This is a genomic window from Streptomyces sp. NPDC059452 (assembly GCF_042750035.1).
Taxonomy (GTDB): domain Bacteria; phylum Actinomycetota; class Actinomycetes; order Streptomycetales; family Streptomycetaceae; genus Streptomyces.
Genome location: NZ_JBHYVE010000041.1, coordinates 33320 through 53568, shown reverse-complemented (window position 1 = coordinate 53568; position 20249 = coordinate 33320). Strand labels below are relative to the sequence as shown.

Here is a 20249-nt window from a genome sequence, read left to right as displayed (position 1 = left end):
AACGTCCTGTGGGCCATGATCCGTGACGGACAGCGCTACCAAGGTTCACCTCCCGTCACGGCTGCGGCTTGACATCACGATTGGGAAGTCCTTTCCGATCGGGGAACCAGTCCGGCCCGGACCGCGTTCATCCGTTCCCGTACGCCGGGTGGCTGCACCGCCCCCGGCGGGCCGATCGGCGGCTCCGGGGACGGCCCCCGGCAGGGTCGGCAGAGGCCGCCGAGCAGGGCCTCCGGGCTGCCGGGGGCCCCGCACTCGCCGCACTCCAGGGTGCGCAGGACGGTCCGGGGGCGGGGGAGGACCCGTTCCGGCGGCAGCTTGTCGAGCAGGCGGCGCTCGACGAGGCGGGCGGCGCAGTGGACGGGCGACGGCAGCCCGTTGGTGAGGGCGCGCAGCAGCTCCGCCTCCGTCGCACCCCGCGCGAACCACTCGCTGACCTGCGGTTCCAGGCGTACGCAGTCGGCGGCGGAGAGGGACAGCGCCGGGGCCGTACGCCCCAGGGCGGCGAGCAGGATGAACGCCCTTGAGCGGGTGGGGCGTTGCGGCTGGTCCGGCGGGGCGTCGCCCCGGATGTAGGCGCTCCACCACTCGTCCTCGCGTGCGGTGCGGGAGAAGAAGGTCCGGGTCACCCAGAGCATGACCTCGTCGGTGATCACGCACTCGCTGCCGCGCCGCAGATGCCCGGCGTCCTGGAGCCGGTTGAGGGTGGTGCTCAGGGCGCACTGGCCGTACGGGAGGTGCTTGGCCAGCGTCTTCACGGAGATGTCGGAGCCGTCGGGCAGCCGGTCGATGTACGCGGCGACGGCGGCGTCACGGGGGAGGAGGTGGGCGAAGTCGCGCTCGGTACGCGGTCGTTCGTTCGGTGCGGAGCGCTTGCCGTACCCGGGTTTGGCCATGGGGTGCGGGGATACGTGCGGGGATGCGTGCGGGGGGTGGGGGGTAGCACTAAGCTTGCTGTCAGCCACGGAGGTCGTTCCGATCCGATCGTCGTTGGTCAGGCCCCTGTTCGGTGTGTCAGCACCGGCGGGGGTCGCTTTTTTCTTGCTTACCTTCTCTCGCACGCTAAACGGCGGCAACCGTACGTGGCAAGTCGGTCACTAAAAGTCAAATCCGTGCATGGTTCGGAACCCGACCCTGCCCCGACTCCGTCCTGACCCTGCCCCGACCCCGCCCCGACTCCGCATCCAACTCCGCAGACAGGGAGGGTGGGTGGGAAAGCTGACCCATCCACCCCATCACTGTTAAGAGCGCTCGGATCTCGCCGCTTGAGCTCCGGGAGGTCGAGGTTGGGGGGGTGGGGGGTTGGAGGGGCGATCGAGTGGTCAGCAGTGGCCGGGGCGGGCGTACACCGTGATCTGCGCGCGGGTGACCCGCCGGGTGTCGCACACCTCGAAGTGCGCTTCCAGCGTGGCCCGCTTGGTGGCCGCGCGGCCGGTGGAGTCGCCCGGTTCGCCGATCACGTCCTCCACGGCGATGATGCGGCGGGCGGCCAGTATCCGGGCCCGGATCTCGGCCGGTGTGACCTCGGTGCCGAAGAGGGTGCCCGAGGCGGCCGGGGAGGCGGCCAGCGCGAGATCGTCGAGGTGGGCGTACTGGGTGGGGGTCGCGAGGGCCCAGGCGCGGCGCGCGGGGACGAAGACCAGCCCGTCGCCGGGCGCGCTCATCTCCCGTACGGCTTCGGCCACGGCCGTCACGTCGTCCGACCGGCTCTCGGGGGTGCGCAGGTGGTGGCCGACCGGCAGCAGGGCGAGGGCGGCGGCCAGTGCTACGAGGGCCGTACCGCGTGCCGGGAGTCGCCGGTCCAAGGCGGCGCCGATGAGGAGGGCGAGGCCGATGGACCCGTAGAGGACGTACCGGTCGACGTACAGGGGGTGCACGGGCGAGAGGGCCAGGAGGAGTCCGGCGGGGAGGATGAGGAGGGGGAGCGCGAGGGTGGGGAGGCTCGGCACCGGTTCACGGGTGGCCCGGGGGCGGCGGGCGCGGAGGCGGGCGCAGGCGAGGCCCAGTGACGACGTACCGGCGAAGGTGAGGAGGTCGGACGCGTTCGGGGCGCCGATCCAGTCGACCTGCCCGGACTGGGTGGCGCTGAACAGTGCGAGCGGGGCCAGTCCGGCGGTCACAGCGGCGGCCGTCACCGCCCAGGGGCCGAGACTCCTCCGGGAGAGGGCCACGGTGACCCCGTGCGCGAGCAGCCCCAGGACGGCGAACTCGTGCAGCAGGCAGGCGGCCAGCATCACGCCCCCGTACCCCGCCCAGGCCCACCGCTTCCGGCCGCCGTCATCGAGCGCGTTCAGCAGCAGCCAGGTGCCCCATGTGATCAGCGCGCAGACCAGGGCGTACGAGCGTCCCTCCTGCGCGTACCGCTGCATCGCGGGCAGCAGGGGCAGCGCGAGCCCGGCGAGGAGCCCGGCACGCGGGCCCGCCAGCCGGTGGCCGAGCAGCCCGACCCCGGCGGCCGTCGCCGCGACGGCGAGGACCGAGGGGAGGCGGAGGGCGACCAGGCCGCCGTCCCAGGAGGCGAAGAGGGCGTGCAGGAGGAAGTAGTGGAGGCCGTGTACGACGTCGGCCTCCGCCAGCAGCCGCCAGATCTCCGACGTACCGCGGTGGGCGACTTCGTAGGTGACGGCCTCGTCGCTCCACAGGGTGCCCTGCCGCCGGATGCCCCACAGGCCGATGACGAGTGCGGTGGCGGCGGGGGCGATCAGGTGAGCGGGGCGTGGCGGTCGGACTGCGGCTGTGGAGGGTTTCTTGCGGGCGGTGGGCGAGGCGGGCTCGGTGGGCGCGGTGAGTGCGGTGGTGATGACCGGCTCCGGTGGCAGGGCGGGGTGGACGGCGTACGCACCCGAGTCCAGCCTTCGGCGGATTGATGGTCAGCCCGCTCCCGCCGGACCAATCAATTACGCTCGCGGGTGCGCTGGTTGCGGGATTGAGGGGTTGAGGGGAAGCGGGCCGGGGGAAGCGGGGCGGTGGCTGTGGGGCGTTCGGAGAAGCCGGTGGACCCCGCATCCGGTCCCGTACAGCGGTTCGCGTACGAGTTGCGGCTGCTGCGGCAGGAGGCGGGCAGCCCCACGTACCGGGCGATGGCGCGGCAGGTGTCGTACGCGGCTCCGACGCTGTCGGCCGCCGCCGCAGGAGACCGGCTGCCCTCCCCGGCGGTGACCCGTGCCTACGTTCGGGCGTGCGGCGGGGACCCGGAGGAGTGGGAGCGGCGGCGGGCGGAGGCCGCGGAGGAGGAGCTCCGGGGCCGGTCCCGGGAGGGCGACGGGGCCTCGGCGCCGTACCCGGGGCTCGGGCGGTTCGGACCCGAGCACCGGGAGCGGTTCTTCGGCCGGGACGCGGTGGTGGACGACCTCGTGGAGCTGGTGGGGCGGCACGGGTTCGTCGCGGTGGTGGGGGCGTCGGGGAGCGGCAAGTCGTCGTTGCTGCGGGCGGGGTTGGTACCGGCGCTGCGGGAGGGGCGGGGCGGGGGCGCCCCCTCGGCGATCAGGATCCTGACGCCGGGCGAGCACCCGTCCCGTATCGACCGGTTGTTGTTCGAGGGCGGCGCGGACGGCGCGGAGAGTCCAGGCGGTCCAGGCGGTCCGGACGGCGCGGACGGTCCGGACGGTTCGGGCGGCGCGGTCGTGCTGGTGGACCAGTTCGAAGAACTGTTCACGCTCTGTCAGGACCGTTCGGAGCGGGCGGAGTTCATCGATCTGCTGACCGGCGCTCGGGCGCGCGTGGTGATCGCCGTACGGTCGGACTTCTACGGCCGGTGCGCCGAGCACGAGGCCCTGGCCGCCGCCCTGCGCCCCGCCACCCTCCTCCTCGGCCCGATGGCGCCCGAGCAGCTGCGGCAGGCGATCGTCGGCCCGGCGGTCGCGGAACGCCTGATTGTGGAGCGGGAGTTGACCGCCCGTATCGTTGCGGACGTCGAGGACGAGCCGGGCGGCCTCCCGCTGATGGCCCACGCCCTGCGGGAAACCTGGCGCAGGCGGCGGGGCCGGACGATGACGCTCGCCGCGTACGAGGCGATCGGCGGCGTACGGGGAGCCATCGCCCACACCGCCGAGGCGCTGTTCACCGGCTTCGACGAGGTACGGGCGCGGACCGCGCGGGCCCTGCTGCTGCGGCTGGTCACACCGGGCGGCGGCACCGAGGACACGGGCCGCCCGGTCACGAGGAGCGAGCTGGCGGATCTGGACGGCCTGGGCCACGCGGAGGACGTACTCGAACAGCTCGTACGGGCACGGCTGTTGACGGTCGACGACGGGACGGTGAGCCTCGCCCATGAGGCGCTCATCGGGGCGTGGCCGAGGCTGCGGTCCTGGATCGAGGCCGACCGCGAACGGCTGCGGGTGCAGCGGAGGCTGACCGAGGCGGCGGAGGTGTGGGCCGCGCTGGGCCGGGACGCGGGGGCGCTGTACCGGGGAAGTCAACTGGAGTCAGCGAGGCGGGAGTTCACCTCCTCGTCTTCGTCCTCGTCCTCGTCACACCCTGGATGTGTCCTCACCTCCACCGAGCGGGCGTTCCTGGAGGCGAGCATCGCCGCGTACGAGCGTGAGCGGCGCACGGCGGTGCGTACGGCGCGCACCCTGCGCGGGCTCGTCGCCGCCCTCTCCGTACTGCTCTGCCTGGCCGTCGTCGCCGGGCTGACCGCCTGGCAGCAGAGCCGTACCGCCGAGCGCCGGGCGACCGAGGCGGAGGCGCGGCGGGTCGCGGCGGTCGCGGACACCCTGCGCCGGTCGGACCCCCGTACCGCGCTGCGGCTGAGCGTGGCGGCCTGGCGGATCGCCGACGTTCCGGAGACCAGGGAAGCGTTGTACGGGGCCGCTGCCCAGCGCGACCAGGACCTGCTCACCGCCGGTTCCGCCGAGCTGGCCGAGGAGACCAACGACACCTGGCGCCGCCTCAGCCAGGACGGGCGCACGCTCACGGTGGTGGGGCCCGACCGCACCCGGCGCTGGGACGTCGCGGCGGGCCGCCCGCTGCCCGATCTGCCGGGTCTTGGGCGGTGGGCGGCGGACATCGTGGAGGTCAGCCCCGACACCGGCACGGTCGCGTATCTGAGCCCGGAGGGGGTGCGGCTGTGGGACCTGGTGGCCGGGCGGCCGACCGGGGGAGTGTTCGGTCCGCCGGACGACAACGTCCGCGTCTGGTTCGGCGCGGATTCGCGTACGGTCGCCGTGCACGGACGCGGGGGACCGCTCCAGGTGTGGGACGCGGTCCGGGGCCGTCTCCTGCTCGACACCGGGCGGGGACGGGAGGACATCCGTACCGCCGCGCTCGCTCCGGACGGGCGGCTGCTCGCCTTCTGCCCGGAGAGCGAGGAGTTCCAGGTGTGGGACGTACGCGAGGGCCGGAGGCTGCCGACACCTTGGGCCACGGAGGCGGAGGTGTGCGGGCAGGAGGGGTTCCGGTTCACGCCGGACGGACGGGCGCTGATGCTCGGATTCCCGTCCGCGCTGCGGAGTTGGGAGGTGCGGTCGGGGCGGGAGCGCCCGCGGATCGTCACGGGGGCCCGGCCCTACGCGGCGTTCAGCGCGGACGGTTCGCACGTGGCGACGCTGGCCGGGGGCGAGCTGCGGCTCTGGCGCACCGCCGACCCGTCCACCCCGCGGTTCCGGCACCGGGTCGGCACGTCGAACGGGAGCGAACTCGCCCTGGACCTGGAGGGCGGGGCGATCCGTTTCACGGAGGGCAACAACCTGGTCAGCGCGGTGCGCACGGTCTCCCTCACCGGTACGGAACGGGGCGGGTGGCAGGGCGGCAGCCCGTTCAGCGGTGCCAGGTTCAACCGGGACGGCACGCGCCTGGTCACCGCACACCCCGGGAGGATCGAACTCCGCGACGGGGACACGGGCCGACTGCGCGATACGTTCGCCGCCCCGTCGTGCGCCGACTGCCCGCCCGTACCGCCGACGGCCTTCAGCGCGGACGGCCGCACGCTCGCCCACCTGAGCGCGCCGGACACCGTCACCCTGAGGACGCTCGGCCCGCACCCCACGGTGACCTCGCTCCCCTCCCGTACCGGAGTCGACGGCATCGCGACCGGGGACCGGGGCTCGGTGGTCGTGACCCGGACGTCGTACGGGGTCGAGTTCCTGGCCCCGGGGGAGCCCCGCCGAGCCCTGCCCCGCGAACGGTACGGCTCGCTCCGCGACCGGGCCCCGGACGGCAGGCTCATCACCGACGAACGCCAACTGATCGACCCGGGGGACGGAGAGCGCCCGGCGCGGGTGGTGCGGGTCATGCGGGGTGAAGGGCCGTCGGCGGAGGCCGTGTTCAGCCCGGACGGCCGCCACCTGGCCATGAGCGACCACGACGGTCGCGTAACGCTGTGGGACGGCGACGGCAGGACCCGGCTGGCGGTCCTCACCCTCGGTGCGGAGGCGGGCCCCGGGCGGGCCGGAGCGGACAGGCGGGCTTCGGCGCTGGCGTTCTCGGCGGACGGGCGGTGGCTGGCGGTGGGCGACGCGGACGGGGAGCTGCGCTTCTGGCCCACCGACGCCCCCCGCTCGGCGGGCTCACCGCTTCCACCGGCGGACGGCCCGGTCCTCGCCCTGGCTTTCGGCGCGGACGGTTCCCGGCTGCGGGTGACGACTCCGCACACCCCGGTCCGTACGTACGAACTCGGCCCGGAACGGACGGCGGGGGCGGTCTGCGCGAGGGCGGGTGGCGGGCTGACCAGGGAGGAGTGGGGAACGTACCTGCGGACGGTCGCGTACCGGAAAAGCTGCTGAGGCAGGATCACACCATGACGAACACGAGCTTTCCCCCTCCCCCTCCCTCTCCCCTTCCCCCTACCGCACTCCCGTTTGCAGGGCTGTCGTTCCGGCAGGCGGCGGTGGAACCGGGTGATGACCTGGCAGAGCTCGTACGCCTGCGGGACGGGGCCGCGCGGTGGCAGATCGAGCAGGGCATCGACCAGTGGAAGCCCGGGGAACTGGACCAGGAGCACTTCCGGGCGAGGCTGCGCACGGGCGAGGTGTGGATCGCCACGCTCGGCCCGGACGGGCCGAGCGCCGGGGCATGGGAGCTGTGGTGGGACGACGAACCGGCCTGGGGCGCCCAGCCCCCGGTCGCGGGCTACGTCCACCGCCTGATGACCGACCGCCGGACCGCCCCACCCGGCACGGGCCGCACACTGCTGGCGGAGGCCGAGCGCCGGATATCCGCGTACGGGAGGGAGCTGTGCCGCCTCGACTGCCTGACGTCGAACACCCGGCTCCGTCGGTACTACGAGGAGGCGGGGTACGTGGTGGTCGGCGAGCAGGCGGGGAAGAAGGGGGACGGGGGGCGGACTTACGGGGTCACGTTGCTGGAGAAGAGGGTGGGGGCGGGCTGAGCGCCGGGCCGGGTGCCGGGCCGGGCTGGGATTCCGGCCGCCGGGCCTGGGTCAGCCCCAGGTCTGTCCGGCCGGCTCCTTGATGGTGCGGTTGATCCGGTTGAAGAAGTTGGTCAGCGCGATCTCCAGGTTGATGGCGCCGATCTCCTCCTCGGTGAAATGGGCGTTGGCCTCTTCCCAGATCTCATCGGTGACCCCCTCAGCACCGTCCTGCAACCGGGTGGCCGCTTCGGTCAGCGCCAGCGCCGCGCGCTCGGCGTCGGTGTAGAAGGGCGCCTCACGCCACGCTGCCACGTTGTGCAGCCGCTCGTCGGTTTCCCCGGCCTTCTTCCCTCCGGCGACACCGGCGTACACGCACGCCGAGCAGCCGTTGATCTGGCTGGCGCGCAGGTGCACCAGCGCGAGCAGCCGGGGGTCGACGCCTCCGGCGGCGATGGCCTTCTGCAGATGCCCGACCGCCTTCCACACGTCGGGGTTGTCGGTGTTCTTGTTCTTGTCCTCGTTCTTGAGTCGGTTCCGCATGGCAGGAGCTCTCCTCTGCTGGGGGTTACGTTGCGGGGCTGGTGCCCGTCACCCCTATGACGGAGCAGCTTCCAGAGAGGTAACACGATGTCCGGCGCGCAGCCTGCCCACCCCGCCCACCTCGCCCATCCCGACCGTCCTCTCGTCGAGGCTTTCGAGGACCACCGCGACCGGCTGACAGCCGTTGCCTACCGCGTGCTCGGCTCGCACGCCGACGCGGACGACGCGGTGCAGGAGACCTGGCTGCGGCTGTCCCGCCAGGATGCCGACACCATCGACAATCTCGGCGGCTGGCTGACCACGGTGGTCGGCCGCATCAGCCTCGATCTCCTGCGCTCGGGCCGTACGCGCCCGACGGTCCCCCTCGACGACCAGCTGTCCGACCTGACGGTGACGCTCGACAAGGGCCCGGCTCCGGAAGACCTCGTGGCGCTGGGGGATGCCATCGGCCTCGCTCTCCTCACGGTCCTCGACTCGCTGCGCCCGGACGAACGGCTGGCGTTCGTGCTGCACGACGTGTTCGCCGTGCCCCACGGGGAGATCGGCGCCATTCTCGGCAAGTCCGCCGACGCGACCAAAATGCTCACCAGCCGCGCCCGGAGGAAAGTACGGGCCGCCCAGCAGCCGGCCGGCACCGGGCGACAGCAGCGCGAGGTGGTGCAGGCCTTCCTGGCCGCTGCCGCCGAGGGCCGGTTCGAGCAGCTGCTCCACGTCCTCCATCCCGAGGTGAAGCTCACCGTCCACTCCCCGGACGGCCGGTTCGTCACACTCGGGTCGACCGAGGTCGCCACCCGCGCGCGCCTGGCCGCCGGCGCGGCCCGAGGACATGCGGCGACCGTCAACGGCCGGCCCGGCGTCATCTCCTGGAACGAGGACGGCACACCCCTCTCCGTGCTCGCCTTCACCGTGGCCGACGGCCGCATCACCGGGATCACCGCGGTGAACGACCCCGCCCGACTCGCGCTCATGGACCTGCCGCACCCGGTGTGACCCGCTGGGGGCGATGGCTGCCGGCCCTCGACGCGGTCCGTGCCGAGGTACGTGACGACGATCACTCCGATGGCTCGCCGGTGCTGTAGACCGGATGCCCGGCGGCAGGCGTATACCCGGTGAAGCGAAAGATCCGGGAGCAAGTTTTGACCGTCGAGGAGTTCGAAGAGTTCTACGCCCAGGCGGTCGCGCGTCTCACAGGCCAGTTGTACGTGATGACCGGCGACCTCCAGGAGGCGCAGGACGTCGTACAGGAAGCGTTCGTCAAGGCGTGGGTCCGGCGTGGGCGGCTGGAGCGTGACGGGCAGCCCGAGGCGTGGATCCGTACGGTCGCGTGGCGCCTGGCGGTGAGCCGTTGGCGCTTCCGGCGGCGTTCGGCGGACGCCTGGGGCCGGGGGAGCGGTACGCCGGAGCACGTGGCGCCGCCGGACCCGGACCACGTGGTGCTGGTCGACGCGCTCCGGGAGCTGCCCGCCCAGCAGCGGCGGACGCTGACCCTGCACTACCTGTGCGACCTCACGGTGGAGCAGATCGCGGGGGAGACCGGGCTTTCCACCAGCACGATCAAGACGCATCTGGTTCGCGGACGGGCGGCGCTCGCCCACCGTCTGGAGGACCCCCGCATGGAGGAGGCTCCTGATGTCTGAACCACGGGACCCGTCGGGGCAGGAGGAGTCCCGGGGCTCGGGGGATCCGCTGAGGTCCCTGTTCCAGCAGGCCGGGGAGTTCGGGCAGGGCCGCTCGGCCGCTGACCCCGCCGCGACCGTCGTCGAACGCGGCAGGCGCGCCCAGCGCCGCCGGATGGCGGCGCTCGCGGTGGGGGCGTGCCTGGTGCTCGGCGGTGGCGGCGCGGCGGCGATCGGCCTGCACCAGGTCACCCCGACCCCCGCCCCGCCGGCAACGAGCCCGTCCCCGAGCTACCCGTCCCCCTCACCCCCACCCCCGCTCCCACCTCCGGCCGGGACCCTGACGGAGCCGCCGACGCCGAGCAATACGGTCCCGGGGGCGCCGGATTCCGATACGGAGCCGTCGGCGCCGGGGGGCATGCCGACGACGGAGGCACCGACGGCTACGTCGTCGGCGTCGTCGGCCTCGACGTCGCCGACGACCACTGGGGCGACGTCGGTGCCGTGATCGCGGGCGGCGGTGGCCTTGGGGCCCCTACGCCCCCTCCCCTACGCCCCCTCCTCCTACTCCCCTTACGCCCCCTCCCCGTACGCACTCTCCCCCCTCGTCCGGTCGACTTCCCCTCGTCCGGTCGGCCCTCCCGCGTCCCGGCGGCTCCACCGGGTGATCCCGCACGCCTTGACGTGTCCGAAAGGTGCCTGAGTGTCTACTTTGTCCCCCGGTCTGCGTCCGACCGAGCCACGGCCCGGCACCACCTCCGCGTCACGACCGGGCCGCCTCGGGCCCGTAACGCGAGGGCCCGAGGCGACTCGGCCGGGCAGGGTGGCAGCCTGGCTCACCCCCGCCGACCGCAAGGTGCTCTGGCTCTACCTCCTGACCCGCATATCCCTGTGGATCACGGCCCACGGCGCCCGGTGGCTCTTCCCCCGGGGCTCGGACGTACGGGAGGCGGCCCCGCTCCTCGCGCCGTTCCAGCAGTGGGACGCGAACCACTACCTCCACATAGCGCGCGACGGCTACTTCCCGGCGGACACGGGCCCCTGGACGAGCGGTTGGGACAACAGGGAGGCGTTCTTCCCCGGCTTCCCGCTCCTCCTGCGGGCCGTGCACGTGATCGTCCCGGACTGGACGGCGGCGGGCCTGCTGATCTCGCTGGTCGCGGGGGCGGTGGCCGTACTGGCGCTGTCCCGAACAGCCCGTTCGTACGTCCCCGAGGACGCCGACGGCCACCGTACGGTCCTGTTCTTCCTGCTCTCCCCGTGCGCGGTCTTCCTGGCGGTCGGCTACACGGAGGCGCTGTTCCTGGCGTTCGCGCTCCCGGCCTGGCTGGCCGCGCAGCGCCACCACTGGGCGTGGGCCTGCACGCTGACCGCCCTGGCGACGACGGTACGGGTCAGCGGCCTGTTCCTGGCGGCGGCGATAGCGGTGCTGTTCGTGCTCACCGCGCTCTCGGCCCGGCCGGGAAAGGGCTGGCGCGGGGTGGCCTGGCTGGCACTGCCCGCGCTGCCACCGGCCGCGTACAGCTGGTACCTGCACGCCCAGACGGGCGACTGGATGGCGTGGAAGCACGCCCAGGAGCGCGGCTGGTACCGGGAGTTCCACGCGCCGTGGGAGGCGTGGACGAACACATGGGACGCGGCGTTCGGCGGCGTACATGCGACCGGCTACGCGGTGATGTTCCAGGCGGAGTTGGCGGCGATGCTGCTCGGCCTGGCCCTGACCGCCCTGCTGCTGCGGAACCGCCGCTGGCCGGAGGCAGCGTACGTGGCCCTGAGCCTGTGGGCCCTGGGAACCTCGTACTGGTACACGTCCGTCCCCCGCGCCACGCTGCTGTGGTGGCCCCTGTGGACGGCCCTGGCAGCCCTGAGCCTGCGCCGCCCATGGTTCAGGACGGCGTACCTGTGCGTGGCGGTGCCTGTGAGTGCGCTGGTGGCCCTGGCGTTTCTTACGGGGCGGTGGGCGGGGTGAGGGGGTTGCCGGGCCGGGTGGGTCGGGCCGCGTATTTCGGATTTCGGAAATCGGAAAGAGGCCGCTCGGTGCGTGGGGGCGGCTGAGTGCCGGGCGGTCGTGTGGCCGCTCGTGCCCGGCCGTTGGGGTCAGCCCCGCTGGGGCGGGGACCACATCGCGATCCGCAGAGCGGACCCGGCGAACTCGGGGCCATCCCCGCATGGGCGGGCCACAACCAGATCGCCGTCGCAACAAACCGTAACCTCGGATCATCCCCGCACGCGCGAGGACCACCCCTGGTACACCAGCACGGCCTGGGTCAAACAGGGGACACCCCCGCACACGCAGGGACCATCGCATCAGACGAACGTGCACCAAGTGCAAGTCGGGAACATCCCCGAACGTGCGGGGCCGTAGCTCCTGGCCTGCGATTTTATGCGGTCAGGGGCCTGTTCTCCATCACTTTCCGGCAATGGACACTCCTTCTCCTTCCCACCCGCGACGCCTCGCGGCCGGCAGTCAGGGCCGGGCCGATGTGCGTCGAAGAGGCGTCGCAGCCCCGAGTGGCCCCCAGGGCCGCAGGCGTGAGCAGGTCCGCCCCCTCACCCCCTCACCCCCTCACCCCCTCTCCAGCCCGCCCCGTGCGATGACCCCCGCGTACCACCGCGCGCTGTCCTTCACCGTGCGGCGCTGGGAGGCGAAGTCCACGTGGACGATGCCGAAGCGCTTGCTGTAGCCGTACGCCCACTCGAAGTTGTCCAGCAGCGACCAGAGGAAGTAGCCGCGTACGTCGACCCCGTCCTCGATCGCCCGGTGTACGGCGCTCAGGTGCGCGTCCAGATACGCCACCCGCTCCGGGTCGTGGACCTGGCCCTCCGGGTCGGCGTAGTCCTCGTACGCCGCTCCGTTCTCCGTCACCAGCAGGGGCAGTGAAGGGAGTTCGTCGCGGAGGCGGGTCAGCACTTCGTACAGGCCGTTCGCGTCCACCGGCCAGTCCATCGCCGTGCGCGGGCCCGCCGCCGGGGTGAACGCCACATGCTCCTCGGCGCCCGCCCAGGGGGAGGGGGATGCGGACCGGCCCGCCGAAACCACGCTGGGGGAGTAGTAGTTGATGCCCAGTGAGTCGATGGGGGTGGACGCCACCTCCAGGTCGCCGTCCTTCACGAACGACCAGTCCGTCACCGCCGCCGTGTCCTCCACCAGGTCCTGCGGCAGCCGCCCGTGGAAGACCGGGTCCAGGAAGATCCGGTTCGCCACCGCGTCGACCCTGCGCACCGCGTCCCGGTCCGCCGCCGTGTCCGTCAGGGGGCGCAGGGCGTGGACGTTGAGCGTGAGGGAGACCTCGGTCGTGGCGGGGAGGCGGTCGCGCAGGACCCGGGTCGCGGCGCCGTGGGCCAGATTGAAGTGGTGGGCGGCGCGCAGTGCGGCGAGGTCGCTGGTGCGGCCGGGGGCGTGGACCCCGTTCCCGTACCCCAGAAAAGCCCCGCACCAGGGCTCGTTGAGCGTGGTCCACGTCGTCACCCGGTCGCCCAGGGCCCCGGCCACCAGGCCCGCGTACTCCGCGAACCGGTGTGCCGTGTCCCGCTCCGGCCAGCCGCCCGCGTCCTCCAACTCCTGCGGCAGGTCCCAGTGGTAGAGCGTGACGACCGGCCTGATGCCCGCCCCCAGCAGCTCGTCCACCAGGCGGCGGTAGAAGTCCAGGCCGCGCTCCACGGCCGGGCCCCGGCCGGTCGGCTGGATGCGGGGCCAGGAGACGGAGAACCGGTAGTCCGTGACGCCGAGTTCCCGCATCAGCTTCACGTCGTCCGGCATCCGGTGCAGGTGGTCCGCGGCGATGTCACCGGTGTCGCCGTTGTGGACCTTGCCGGGGGTACGGCTGAACGTGTCCCAGATCGACGGCGTACGGCCGTCCTCGGTGGCCGCACCCTCGATCTGGTACGCGGCGGTGGCCGTTCCCCAGCGGAAGCCGGTGGGGAAGCGGAGCCCGGTGGGGAGGCGGAGTCCCGTCCCGGTCTGGGGGCGGGCGTCGACAGCGGTCATGAGACGGACACTCCAGAAGTGAGGGGAGGAGAGGGGAAGGGGAGGAGGGGAGGGAAGGAGGGAAAGGAAGGGAAGGAGGGGGAGATCGGTGGGGTGGGGCGGAGGGGTGTTGCGGGGGTCAGCCCTTTACCGCGCCCTGCATGATCCCGCCCACGATCTGCCGGCCCAGCAGGCCGAAGACCAGCAGCACCGGCAGCGTGCCGAGCAGCGTGCCGGCCATGATCACCGACTGGTCGTTGACATAGCCGCCGCCGAGCTGCCTCAGCGCGACCTGCACGGTCGGCTCCTGCGAGGACAGCGCGATGATCGGCCAGAAGAAGTCGTTCCACGCCGTCATGAACGTCAGCATCCCGAGCACCGCCATCCCCGGCCGCGCGACCGGGATCACGATCGACCAGAAGATGCGGGCCGTGGACGCGCCGTCCACCCGGGCCGCCTCGATCAGCTCGTCCGGCAGTGACTGCACCAGGTACTGGCGCATGAAGAAGACCCCGAAGGCGGAGACCAGGCCCGGCAGGATCACCGCCTGGAGCTGGTTCACCCACTGGAGTTCGGCGATCAGCATGAAGAGCGGGATCACACCGAGCTGCGGCGGGATCATCATCGTCCCGATCGTCAGTGCCAGCAGAGCGTTCCGGCCCTTGAACTTCAGCTTGGCGAAGGCGAATCCGGCCAGCGTGCAGCACAGCACCGTGCCGAGCGTGATCGACGACGACACGATCAGCGAGTTCAGCAGCGCCTTGCCGATGTCCGCCTCTTCGAGGACCTGCTCGAAGTTCTTGATCAGGTTCGGGCCCGGCAGCAGGCTCGGCGGCACCTTCGCCATGTCCGCGTTGGACCGGCTGGCCGCCACGATCGTCCAGTAGAAGGGGAACGCCGAGATGAGGAGGGCGAAGCCGAGGATGACGTACGAGAGCCAGCCGCCCTTCATCGTCCGGCCCGCGCCCCCGGCCTTGCGGAACCGGATGCGCTTCCCGGGCGGGTCCTGTGGCGGGCGGCCCGCCTCGGGGGCGGTCGGCGGTGCGGCGAGCGCGGTCATCGGCCGGTCTCCTTGCGTGAACGGCGGCGCCCGATCAGGGCGTTGACCCCGACGATCACCACGATCAGGACGAACATCACCCAGGCGATGGCCGCGGCCCGGCCCAAGTGGAAGAAGCCCCAGCCCTGTTCGTACATGTACAGGCCGAGCGTCTGGTACTGGTGCGAGATCCCGCCCGAGATCGAACCCTCGAACAGCAGCGGCTCACCGAACAGTTGGGTCGCGCCGATCGTCGAGATGATGACCGTGAAGATGATCGTGGGGCGCAGCCCGGGGAGGGTGACGTGGATGAACTGGCTCCAGCGCGACGCCCCGTCCATCTCCGCCGCCTCGTACAGCTCGTGCGGGATCGACTGCATGCCCGCCAGGTAGATCAGCGCGTTGTACCCCGTCCACCGCCAGATCACGATCGTCGACACCGCGATCTGCGAGGCGACCGTGCCCGTCTGCCAGTCCACCGGGTCGAAACCGACCAGCCCCAGCACGTAGTTGATCAGCCCGAAGTCCCGGCCGAAGAGCTGCGCGAAGACGAGCGTGGCGGCGGCGACGGAGGTCGCGTACGGGAGCAGGATCGCCGTCCGGATGAAAGTCCGGCCGCGCAGCTTGTAGTTGAGCAGGTGGGCCAGGCCCAGTGCCATCGCGAGCTGCGGGACCGTGGACAGCACCCCGATCGTGAACGTGTTCCGCAGTGAGATCCAGAAGAACTCGTCGGAGAAGAGCGCCGTGTAGTTGGCGAGCCCCCGCCACTCCATCTCGCCGCTCGTCTGGAGCTCGACCCGGTAGAGGGAGACGAACGCCGTGTAGAGGAGCGGGAAGAGGCCGAAGGCGAGGAAGAGGGTGAAGAAGGGGGCGATGTAGGCGTACGGCGATGCCTTGCGCCAGGTACGCCGGAGCGTTGCTGCCCGACCGTCGTCGGGCCCGGGTCCGGTTCCGGCCGGGCGGCGGGGCCCGGCCTTCGCGGTGGCGGTGAGGGACACGATGCGGCCCTTCGGGGTCGGGGGAGCGATGAGTTACGAGGAGGAGGGGGCGGAGTTACGGGTCACGCGGAGGGGTACGGGGGTGGGGCCGGGCCACCGTGGTGCGCACCGGTGGGCCGGCCCCAGGGAGCGGGAGCGGTGGTCCGGCCCCAGGGGCGGGGAGCGGTGGTCCGGCCCCAGGGAGCGGGAGCGGAACGCCTCGGCGTCAGCCGATCACGTTCGCCACGCCCTTCTTCGCCGTCCCCCACGCCTTCTCCGACGAGACCCCCTTGCGCTCGACCTCGCTCAGCGCGTTCGTGATCTGCTGCATCACGTTCTGGTCGTGCACACCCAGCACCTGCACCGGGGACTCCTTGGCCGCGTCACCGAAGATCTGGCCGATCGGGGCGTTGGAGAAGTACTCGTCCTTCGCGTCCGCGATCTTCTCGATGGCGCCCGTCGAGGAGGGGAAGTTGCCCTGCTTCTGGAAGACCTTCGCCTGCTGCTCGGGGGCGGTCAGCCACTCGATCAGCTGGTACGCCTCCTTCTTGTGCTTGGCCGCACGCGGGATGGAGAGGTACGAGCCGCCCCAGTTGCCCGCGCCGCCCGGCAGCTTGGCGATGTCCCACTTGCCCTTGCCGCCGTCACCGGCCTGGCCCTTGACGTAGCCGAGCATCCAGGCCGGGCAGGGGATGGTGGCGAACGAACCGGCGGCGAACGCCTGGTTCCACTGCGGGGACCACTGGTCGAGCTTGGCGCTCAGGCCCGCCTCGGCCGCCTCCACGGAGGTGTCCCAGGCTTCCTTGACCGCCGGGTTCTTCTCGTAGATCAGCTCACCGGAGGCGTCGTAGTACCGCTCCTTCTCCTGGCCGATCATGATCCCGTAGAGGGAGGCGACACTGTCCAGCCAGGCGCTCTTGGCGGGGGCCTTCTTCTTGTACTCCTTGCCCAGCTCCAGGTAGCCGTCCCACGTGGCCCACTTCTTCGCCAGCTCCTCGCGGTCCGTGGGGAGGCCGGCCTGCTTGAAGAGGTCGGTGCGGTAGCACATCGCCTCGGGGCCCACGTCCGTGCCGAGGCCGAGGATCCTGCCGTCCTTCGTGGTCGCCGCCGACCACTTGGCCTCGGCGAACTCGTCCTTGAGCTTGTCGGCCCCGTACTCCTTCAGGTCCTGGAACTTGTCGGACTGCTGCTGGGTGACCGACGCGATCCGGCCCACCTCCACGCCTTGCACGTCCGCGAGACCGCCGCCGCCCGCGAGGCGGGTCTGGAGCGACTTCCAGTAGTCCGCCTCGTCCTGGGTGTCGCTCTGCTTGATCGTCACACCCGGGTTGAGCTTCTGGTACTCCTCGTACAGCCCGGCCTCCTTGAAGCCGAACGAGCCGAAGAGGTCCACGGTGAGCGTGACCTTCCCGCCGGCGCTGTCGGAGGAGTCGGAGTCGGACGAGGTACCGGATCCACAGGCGGCGAGGAGCGCCCCGGCAAGGGCGACCGCGCCGAGGCGGAGGGTGGCCCGCTTGGCGGCTCGGGCGATGGGCATGGGAAGCCTCCCTTGGCTTCGGGATGAACCGAGCGCAATTGAGAGCGCTCTCAAATCCTGCGTCTGGAGCGTCCCCCACCGCCCCCTCGCCGTCAAGACTCGAACGCATAACAGCTTGGTGTTACGCCCGGCTCCCGCCCAACTGGCTTCTGTGTGCGTTCTCTTGACACTGAGGTTTCAGGAGTTTTACGTTCCATGGCACTTGAGAGCGCTCTCGAAGGGTTCTGAGGCCCTGAAGGTCCCGAAGGTCCCGGAAGCGCTCTTCGCCCCCCCCATGATGAACAAGATCGAGGTGCTGCTCGTGCAAGCCTCCCTCTCCGGACTCGCCTCCAGGTCCGCCCCGGGATCTGCCCCCGGATCCGCCCCCAGGTCCGCTCCCCGCCTCGCCGCGGCGACGCTCCTGGCCATCGCCCTGGCCGCCGTCAGCCTGGGCCCGGCCGCCTCCCCCGCGGCCGCCGCCACCATCCCCGCGGGTTCCGGCAGCTACACCGACACCCGCCCGGCCGGTACGTCGGGACCCACGACGAACACCGGCGCGCCCGTCACCCCCAAGGTCACCGCCGCCGCCCGGGACAAGCCGGTCCCGACCAACGACTGGTGGTCCTCGCTCGCCTTCCAGCGCTACGGCGACAACCCGTACTCGACCCCCATGTACGGGCACCCCCTCACCTACCAGGCGACCTCCGGCGGCCTGGAGGTCGGCTACCCGACCACGCCCGCGATCGTCGGGGACGGCCGGCAGTACGAGTACGCCCACAAGGCCGACCTCACCATCGGCCTCACCGGCCTGAACTCCCCCGACACCAAGGCCGACGACTGGTCCGACTGGACGGTCACCCCGTACTGGGCGGACGGCTCCCGCACCTTCCGGGCCACCATCGGCCACGGCATGCCGTTCGTGTACGCCAAGGGGTCCGGCGGCGACGCCCGCGTCACGACCGCCTCCGCGCCCACGGTCTTCGCCGACCAGGGCAACGTCCTCGGCATCACCGTCGCCGGACACCACTACGCCCTCTTCGCCCCGACCGGCGCCGACTGGAACATCTCCGGCACCACGATCACCGCCGGGCTCGCGGGCAAGGACTACTTCTCGCTCGCCGTCCTGCCCTCCACGGACGCGCTCGCGACCTACCGCAAGTACGCCTTCAGCTTCGTCACCGGCTCCCAGGTGGCCTGGCAGACCACCGGCGGGAACGTGCGGGCGACCTACACCCTGACCACGGAGGCCAGGGAGGGTACGGAACGGGGCACGCTCCAGGCCCTGTACCGCCACCAGTGGCTGCACACCACCGACGCGCTGACCCCGTACACGTACGTCTCACCGCGCGGCACGATGAAGGTGCGGGAGTCCGCCTCCTTCACCACCAGCCAGCGGAACAACGGTGTGGTGCCCGCCCTGCCCGCCTCCAGCGGCGTCGACAAGGCCCGGCTGACCGGCTATCTCAACGAGGTGGCCAACGCCTCCGACCCGTTCTCGGGCGCCTCGGACACGTACTGGACCGGCAAGGCGCTCGGCCGCCTCGCCCAACTGGTGCCCATAGCCGACCAGATCGGCGAGACCGCCACCCGCGACAAGCTCCTCGGCCTGATGAAGGGCCGGATGCAGGAGTGGTTCACGGCGGGCGGGGCCAGTGAGTTCAGCTACGACAAGGACTGGAAGACCCTCACTGGCTACCCGGCCTCGTACGGCAGCGACACCGAGCTCAACGACCACCACTTCCACTACAGTTACTACGTCTACGCGGCGGCGATCATCGCCCAGTACGACCAGGCCTGGGCGGCCGACTCGGCCTGGGGCACGATGGTCAAGCACCTGATCCGCGACACCGCCAACCCCAGCCGCACCGACTCGGCCTACCCCTTCCTGCGCGGCTTCGACGTGTACGCGGGTCACAGCTGGGCCTCCGGCCACCAGGGCTTCGCGGCGGGCAACAACCAGGAGTCCTCGTCGGAGTCCATCAACCTCAGCGCCGGGCTCGTGCTCTGGGGTGCGGCGACCGGTGACAACGCCCTGCGCGATCTGGGGAGTTACCTGCTGACGACCGAGTCCGAGGCGATCACCCAGTACTGGTTCGACGCGGACGAGCAGGTCTTCCCCGCCTCGTACCGGTACGGAACGGTCGGCATGGTCTGGGGCAGCGGTGCCTCGTACTCCACCTGGTGGACGGCGAACCCGGAGGAGATCCACGGCATCAACGTCCTTCCGGTGACCGGGGGTTCACTCCACCTGGCCCGTGAGAAGGCTGCCATCAAGCGGAACATCGCCGAGATGGAGCGCGAGAACGGCGGGCCGGCCCAGGAGTGGCGCGACCTGCTCTGGGAGTTCGAGGCGCTCTCCGACCCGGCGTCGGCCAAGGCCAAGTGGGATGGCGCGAACGGGAATTACACCCCGGAGGAGGGTGAGTCCAAGGCCCATACGTACCACTGGATCAACACCCTCAACACGCTCGGCGCCCCGGACATGACGGTCAGCGGCGATCTGCCGACCTCCGCCGTCTTCGCCAAGAACGGCACCCGTACGTACACCGCCCACAACCACAGTTCCTCGACCCGTACGGTGACCTTCTCGGACGGCAAGACCCTTTCCGTACCGGCCCGTTCGGCGGCCGTCAGTACGGGACCCGGGGGGTCCGACCCCGACCCGGAAGAGCCCGGGGAGCCCGGCAATCCGTCCACCGGCAACACCTTCCGCCTGAAGACCGGCGGCGTCCTCACCACCGCCACCACCGACCCGGCGGGCGCGGACACCATCGCCTCGGCCGACGGTGTGAACCGGGACGGCACCCCGTACCGCCCGACCGTCTACGAGGTGAAGCAGGTCAACGGCAAGGTCTCCGCCGGGGCCGCCACCGCGTTCCGCCTCCGGGTGGACGCGGGGACGACGGTCGGGCTCGCCCCGCAGGTCCGGGTCAGCTACGACCTGACCGGCGACGGCACCTTCGACCGCACCGAGACCTTCCGCTACTTCGCGACCGACCCGGTCAACGGGTGGGAGGAGTACACGCAGGCGGTCGGCGCGCAGGCGACCACCGGCAGCCTGGGCGAACTCAGGAACGGCACGGTCCGCCTGGAGATCTGGAACGCGCTCGGCAACGGCGCGTCCCGGGTACAGACGGGGACGGACGCGGCGGTGCTGAGGATCCCGTACGTGTGAGACGTCCGACCCTGTACGTGCGGGGCGTCTGACCCCGTACGTGTGAGACGTCTGACCCTGTACGTGTGAGACGTCCGACCCTGTACGTGCGGGGCGCGGTCCCGTACGTA

General features: G+C 71.7%; 14 protein-coding genes. 7 read left to right on the top strand and 7 right to left on the bottom strand.

Features of this window, described 5'->3' with window-relative positions; all coding sequences use genetic code 11:
* Positions 1-74: 74 nt before the first annotated feature.
* Positions 75-896 (bottom strand): hypothetical protein, encoded by an 822-nt coding sequence (locus ACFW9Z_RS33585; protein ID WP_384646924.1) that lies wholly within the window; start codon positions 894-896, stop codon positions 75-77.
* Between the two features lie 426 nt (positions 897-1322).
* Entirely contained in the window at positions 1323-2369 is a 1047-nt protein-coding gene (locus ACFW9Z_RS33580) for a hypothetical protein (protein ID WP_384646922.1), read from the bottom strand.
* Between the two features lie 597 nt (positions 2370-2966).
* Between ACFW9Z_RS33580 and ACFW9Z_RS33575 the strand changes: the two genes are divergently transcribed.
* Entirely contained in the window at positions 2967-6722 is a 3756-nt protein-coding gene (locus ACFW9Z_RS33575; RefSeq protein WP_384646920.1) for a hypothetical protein, read from the top strand.
* Between the two features lie 104 nt (positions 6723-6826).
* Entirely contained in the window at positions 6827-7327 is a 501-nt protein-coding gene (locus ACFW9Z_RS33570; RefSeq protein ID WP_384646918.1) for a GNAT family N-acetyltransferase, read from the top strand.
* A 51-nt stretch (positions 7328-7378) separates the two neighbouring features.
* Here the strand turns inward: ACFW9Z_RS33570 and ACFW9Z_RS33565 are convergent, their stop codons facing one another.
* Positions 7379-7849: a carboxymuconolactone decarboxylase family protein gene (locus ACFW9Z_RS33565; RefSeq protein WP_384646916.1), complete on the bottom strand. Its 471-nt coding sequence runs from the start codon at positions 7847-7849 to the stop codon at positions 7379-7381.
* A gap of 87 nt (positions 7850-7936) precedes the next feature.
* Here ACFW9Z_RS33565 and ACFW9Z_RS33560 point away from each other — a divergent pair, with 87 nt between their 5' ends.
* The 4 genes from ACFW9Z_RS33560 (at position 7937) to ACFW9Z_RS33545 (ending at position 11434) form a co-directional block, all read left to right on the top strand.
* Complete coding sequence (locus ACFW9Z_RS33560; RefSeq protein ID WP_384646914.1) at positions 7937-8839, top strand: sigma-70 family RNA polymerase sigma factor; 903 nt, start codon at positions 7937-7939, stop codon at positions 8837-8839.
* Positions 8840-8985: 146 nt separating this feature from the next.
* Positions 8986-9486, top strand: coding sequence for a SigE family RNA polymerase sigma factor (locus ACFW9Z_RS33555; protein ID WP_384646912.1), 501 nt, complete (start codon positions 8986-8988; stop codon positions 9484-9486).
* Positions 9479-9973: a hypothetical protein gene (locus ACFW9Z_RS33550; protein WP_384646910.1), complete on the top strand. Its 495-nt coding sequence runs from the start codon at positions 9479-9481 to the stop codon at positions 9971-9973. The genes ACFW9Z_RS33555 and ACFW9Z_RS33550 overlap by 8 nt, the downstream gene beginning before the upstream one ends.
* A 195-nt stretch (positions 9974-10168) precedes the next feature.
* Complete coding sequence (locus tag ACFW9Z_RS33545; RefSeq protein ID WP_384646908.1) at positions 10169-11434, top strand: mannosyltransferase family protein; 1266 nt, start codon at positions 10169-10171, stop codon at positions 11432-11434.
* A 597-nt stretch (positions 11435-12031) separates the two neighbouring features.
* Here ACFW9Z_RS33545 and ACFW9Z_RS33540 read toward each other — a convergent pair.
* From ACFW9Z_RS33540 to ACFW9Z_RS33525, 4 genes are all read right to left on the bottom strand, one after another.
* Positions 12032-13453 carry a GH1 family beta-glucosidase gene (locus ACFW9Z_RS33540; RefSeq protein ID WP_384646905.1) on the bottom strand — a complete coding sequence of 474 codons (1422 nt, stop codon included), beginning with the start codon at positions 13451-13453 and terminating at the stop codon, positions 12032-12034.
* Between the two features lie 118 nt (positions 13454-13571).
* Positions 13572-14492, bottom strand: coding sequence for a carbohydrate ABC transporter permease (locus ACFW9Z_RS33535; RefSeq protein ID WP_384646903.1), 921 nt, complete (start codon positions 14490-14492; stop codon positions 13572-13574).
* Positions 14489-15469 carry a carbohydrate ABC transporter permease gene (locus ACFW9Z_RS33530; protein WP_384646901.1) on the bottom strand — a complete coding sequence of 327 codons (981 nt, stop codon included), beginning with the start codon at positions 15467-15469 and terminating at the stop codon, positions 14489-14491. The genes ACFW9Z_RS33535 and ACFW9Z_RS33530 overlap by 4 nt, the downstream gene beginning before the upstream one ends.
* Positions 15470-15674: 205 nt before the next feature.
* On the bottom strand, positions 15675-16985 hold the full coding sequence (locus tag ACFW9Z_RS33525) for an ABC transporter substrate-binding protein (RefSeq protein ID WP_384646899.1): 1311 nt from the start codon (positions 16983-16985) through the stop codon (positions 15675-15677).
* A gap of 274 nt (positions 16986-17259) precedes the next feature.
* Between ACFW9Z_RS33525 and ACFW9Z_RS33520 the strand changes: the two genes are divergently transcribed.
* Positions 17260-20139 carry a glycosyl hydrolase gene (locus ACFW9Z_RS33520; RefSeq protein ID WP_384646897.1) on the top strand — a complete coding sequence of 960 codons (2880 nt, stop codon included), beginning with the start codon at positions 17260-17262 and terminating at the stop codon, positions 20137-20139.
* Positions 20140-20249 lie beyond the last annotated feature (110 nt).

Coding starts and splice junctions, on each gene's coding strand:
- ACFW9Z_RS33585 (WP_384646924.1), bottom strand. CDS start 896: ATGGCCAAACCCGGGTACGGCAAGCGCTCCGCACCGAACGAACGACCG.
- ACFW9Z_RS33580 (WP_384646922.1), bottom strand. CDS start 2,369: ATGCAGCGGTACGCGCAGGAGGGACGCTCGTACGCCCTGGTCTGCGCG.
- ACFW9Z_RS33565 (WP_384646916.1), bottom strand. CDS start 7,849: ATGCGGAACCGACTCAAGAACGAGGACAAGAACAAGAACACCGACAAC.
- ACFW9Z_RS33560 (WP_384646914.1), top strand. CDS start 7,937: ATGTCCGGCGCGCAGCCTGCCCACCCCGCCCACCTCGCCCATCCCGAC.
- ACFW9Z_RS33550 (WP_384646910.1), top strand. CDS start 9,479: ATGTCTGAACCACGGGACCCGTCGGGGCAGGAGGAGTCCCGGGGCTCG.
- ACFW9Z_RS33540 (WP_384646905.1), bottom strand. CDS start 13,453: ATGACCGCTGTCGACGCCCGCCCCCAGACCGGGACGGGACTCCGCCTC.
- ACFW9Z_RS33535 (WP_384646903.1), bottom strand. CDS start 14,492: ATGACCGCGCTCGCCGCACCGCCGACCGCCCCCGAGGCGGGCCGCCCG.
- ACFW9Z_RS33525 (WP_384646899.1), bottom strand. CDS start 16,985: ATGCCCATCGCCCGAGCCGCCAAGCGGGCCACCCTCCGCCTCGGCGCG.
- ACFW9Z_RS33520 (WP_384646897.1), top strand. CDS start 17,260: ATGATGAACAAGATCGAGGTGCTGCTCGTGCAAGCCTCCCTCTCCGGA.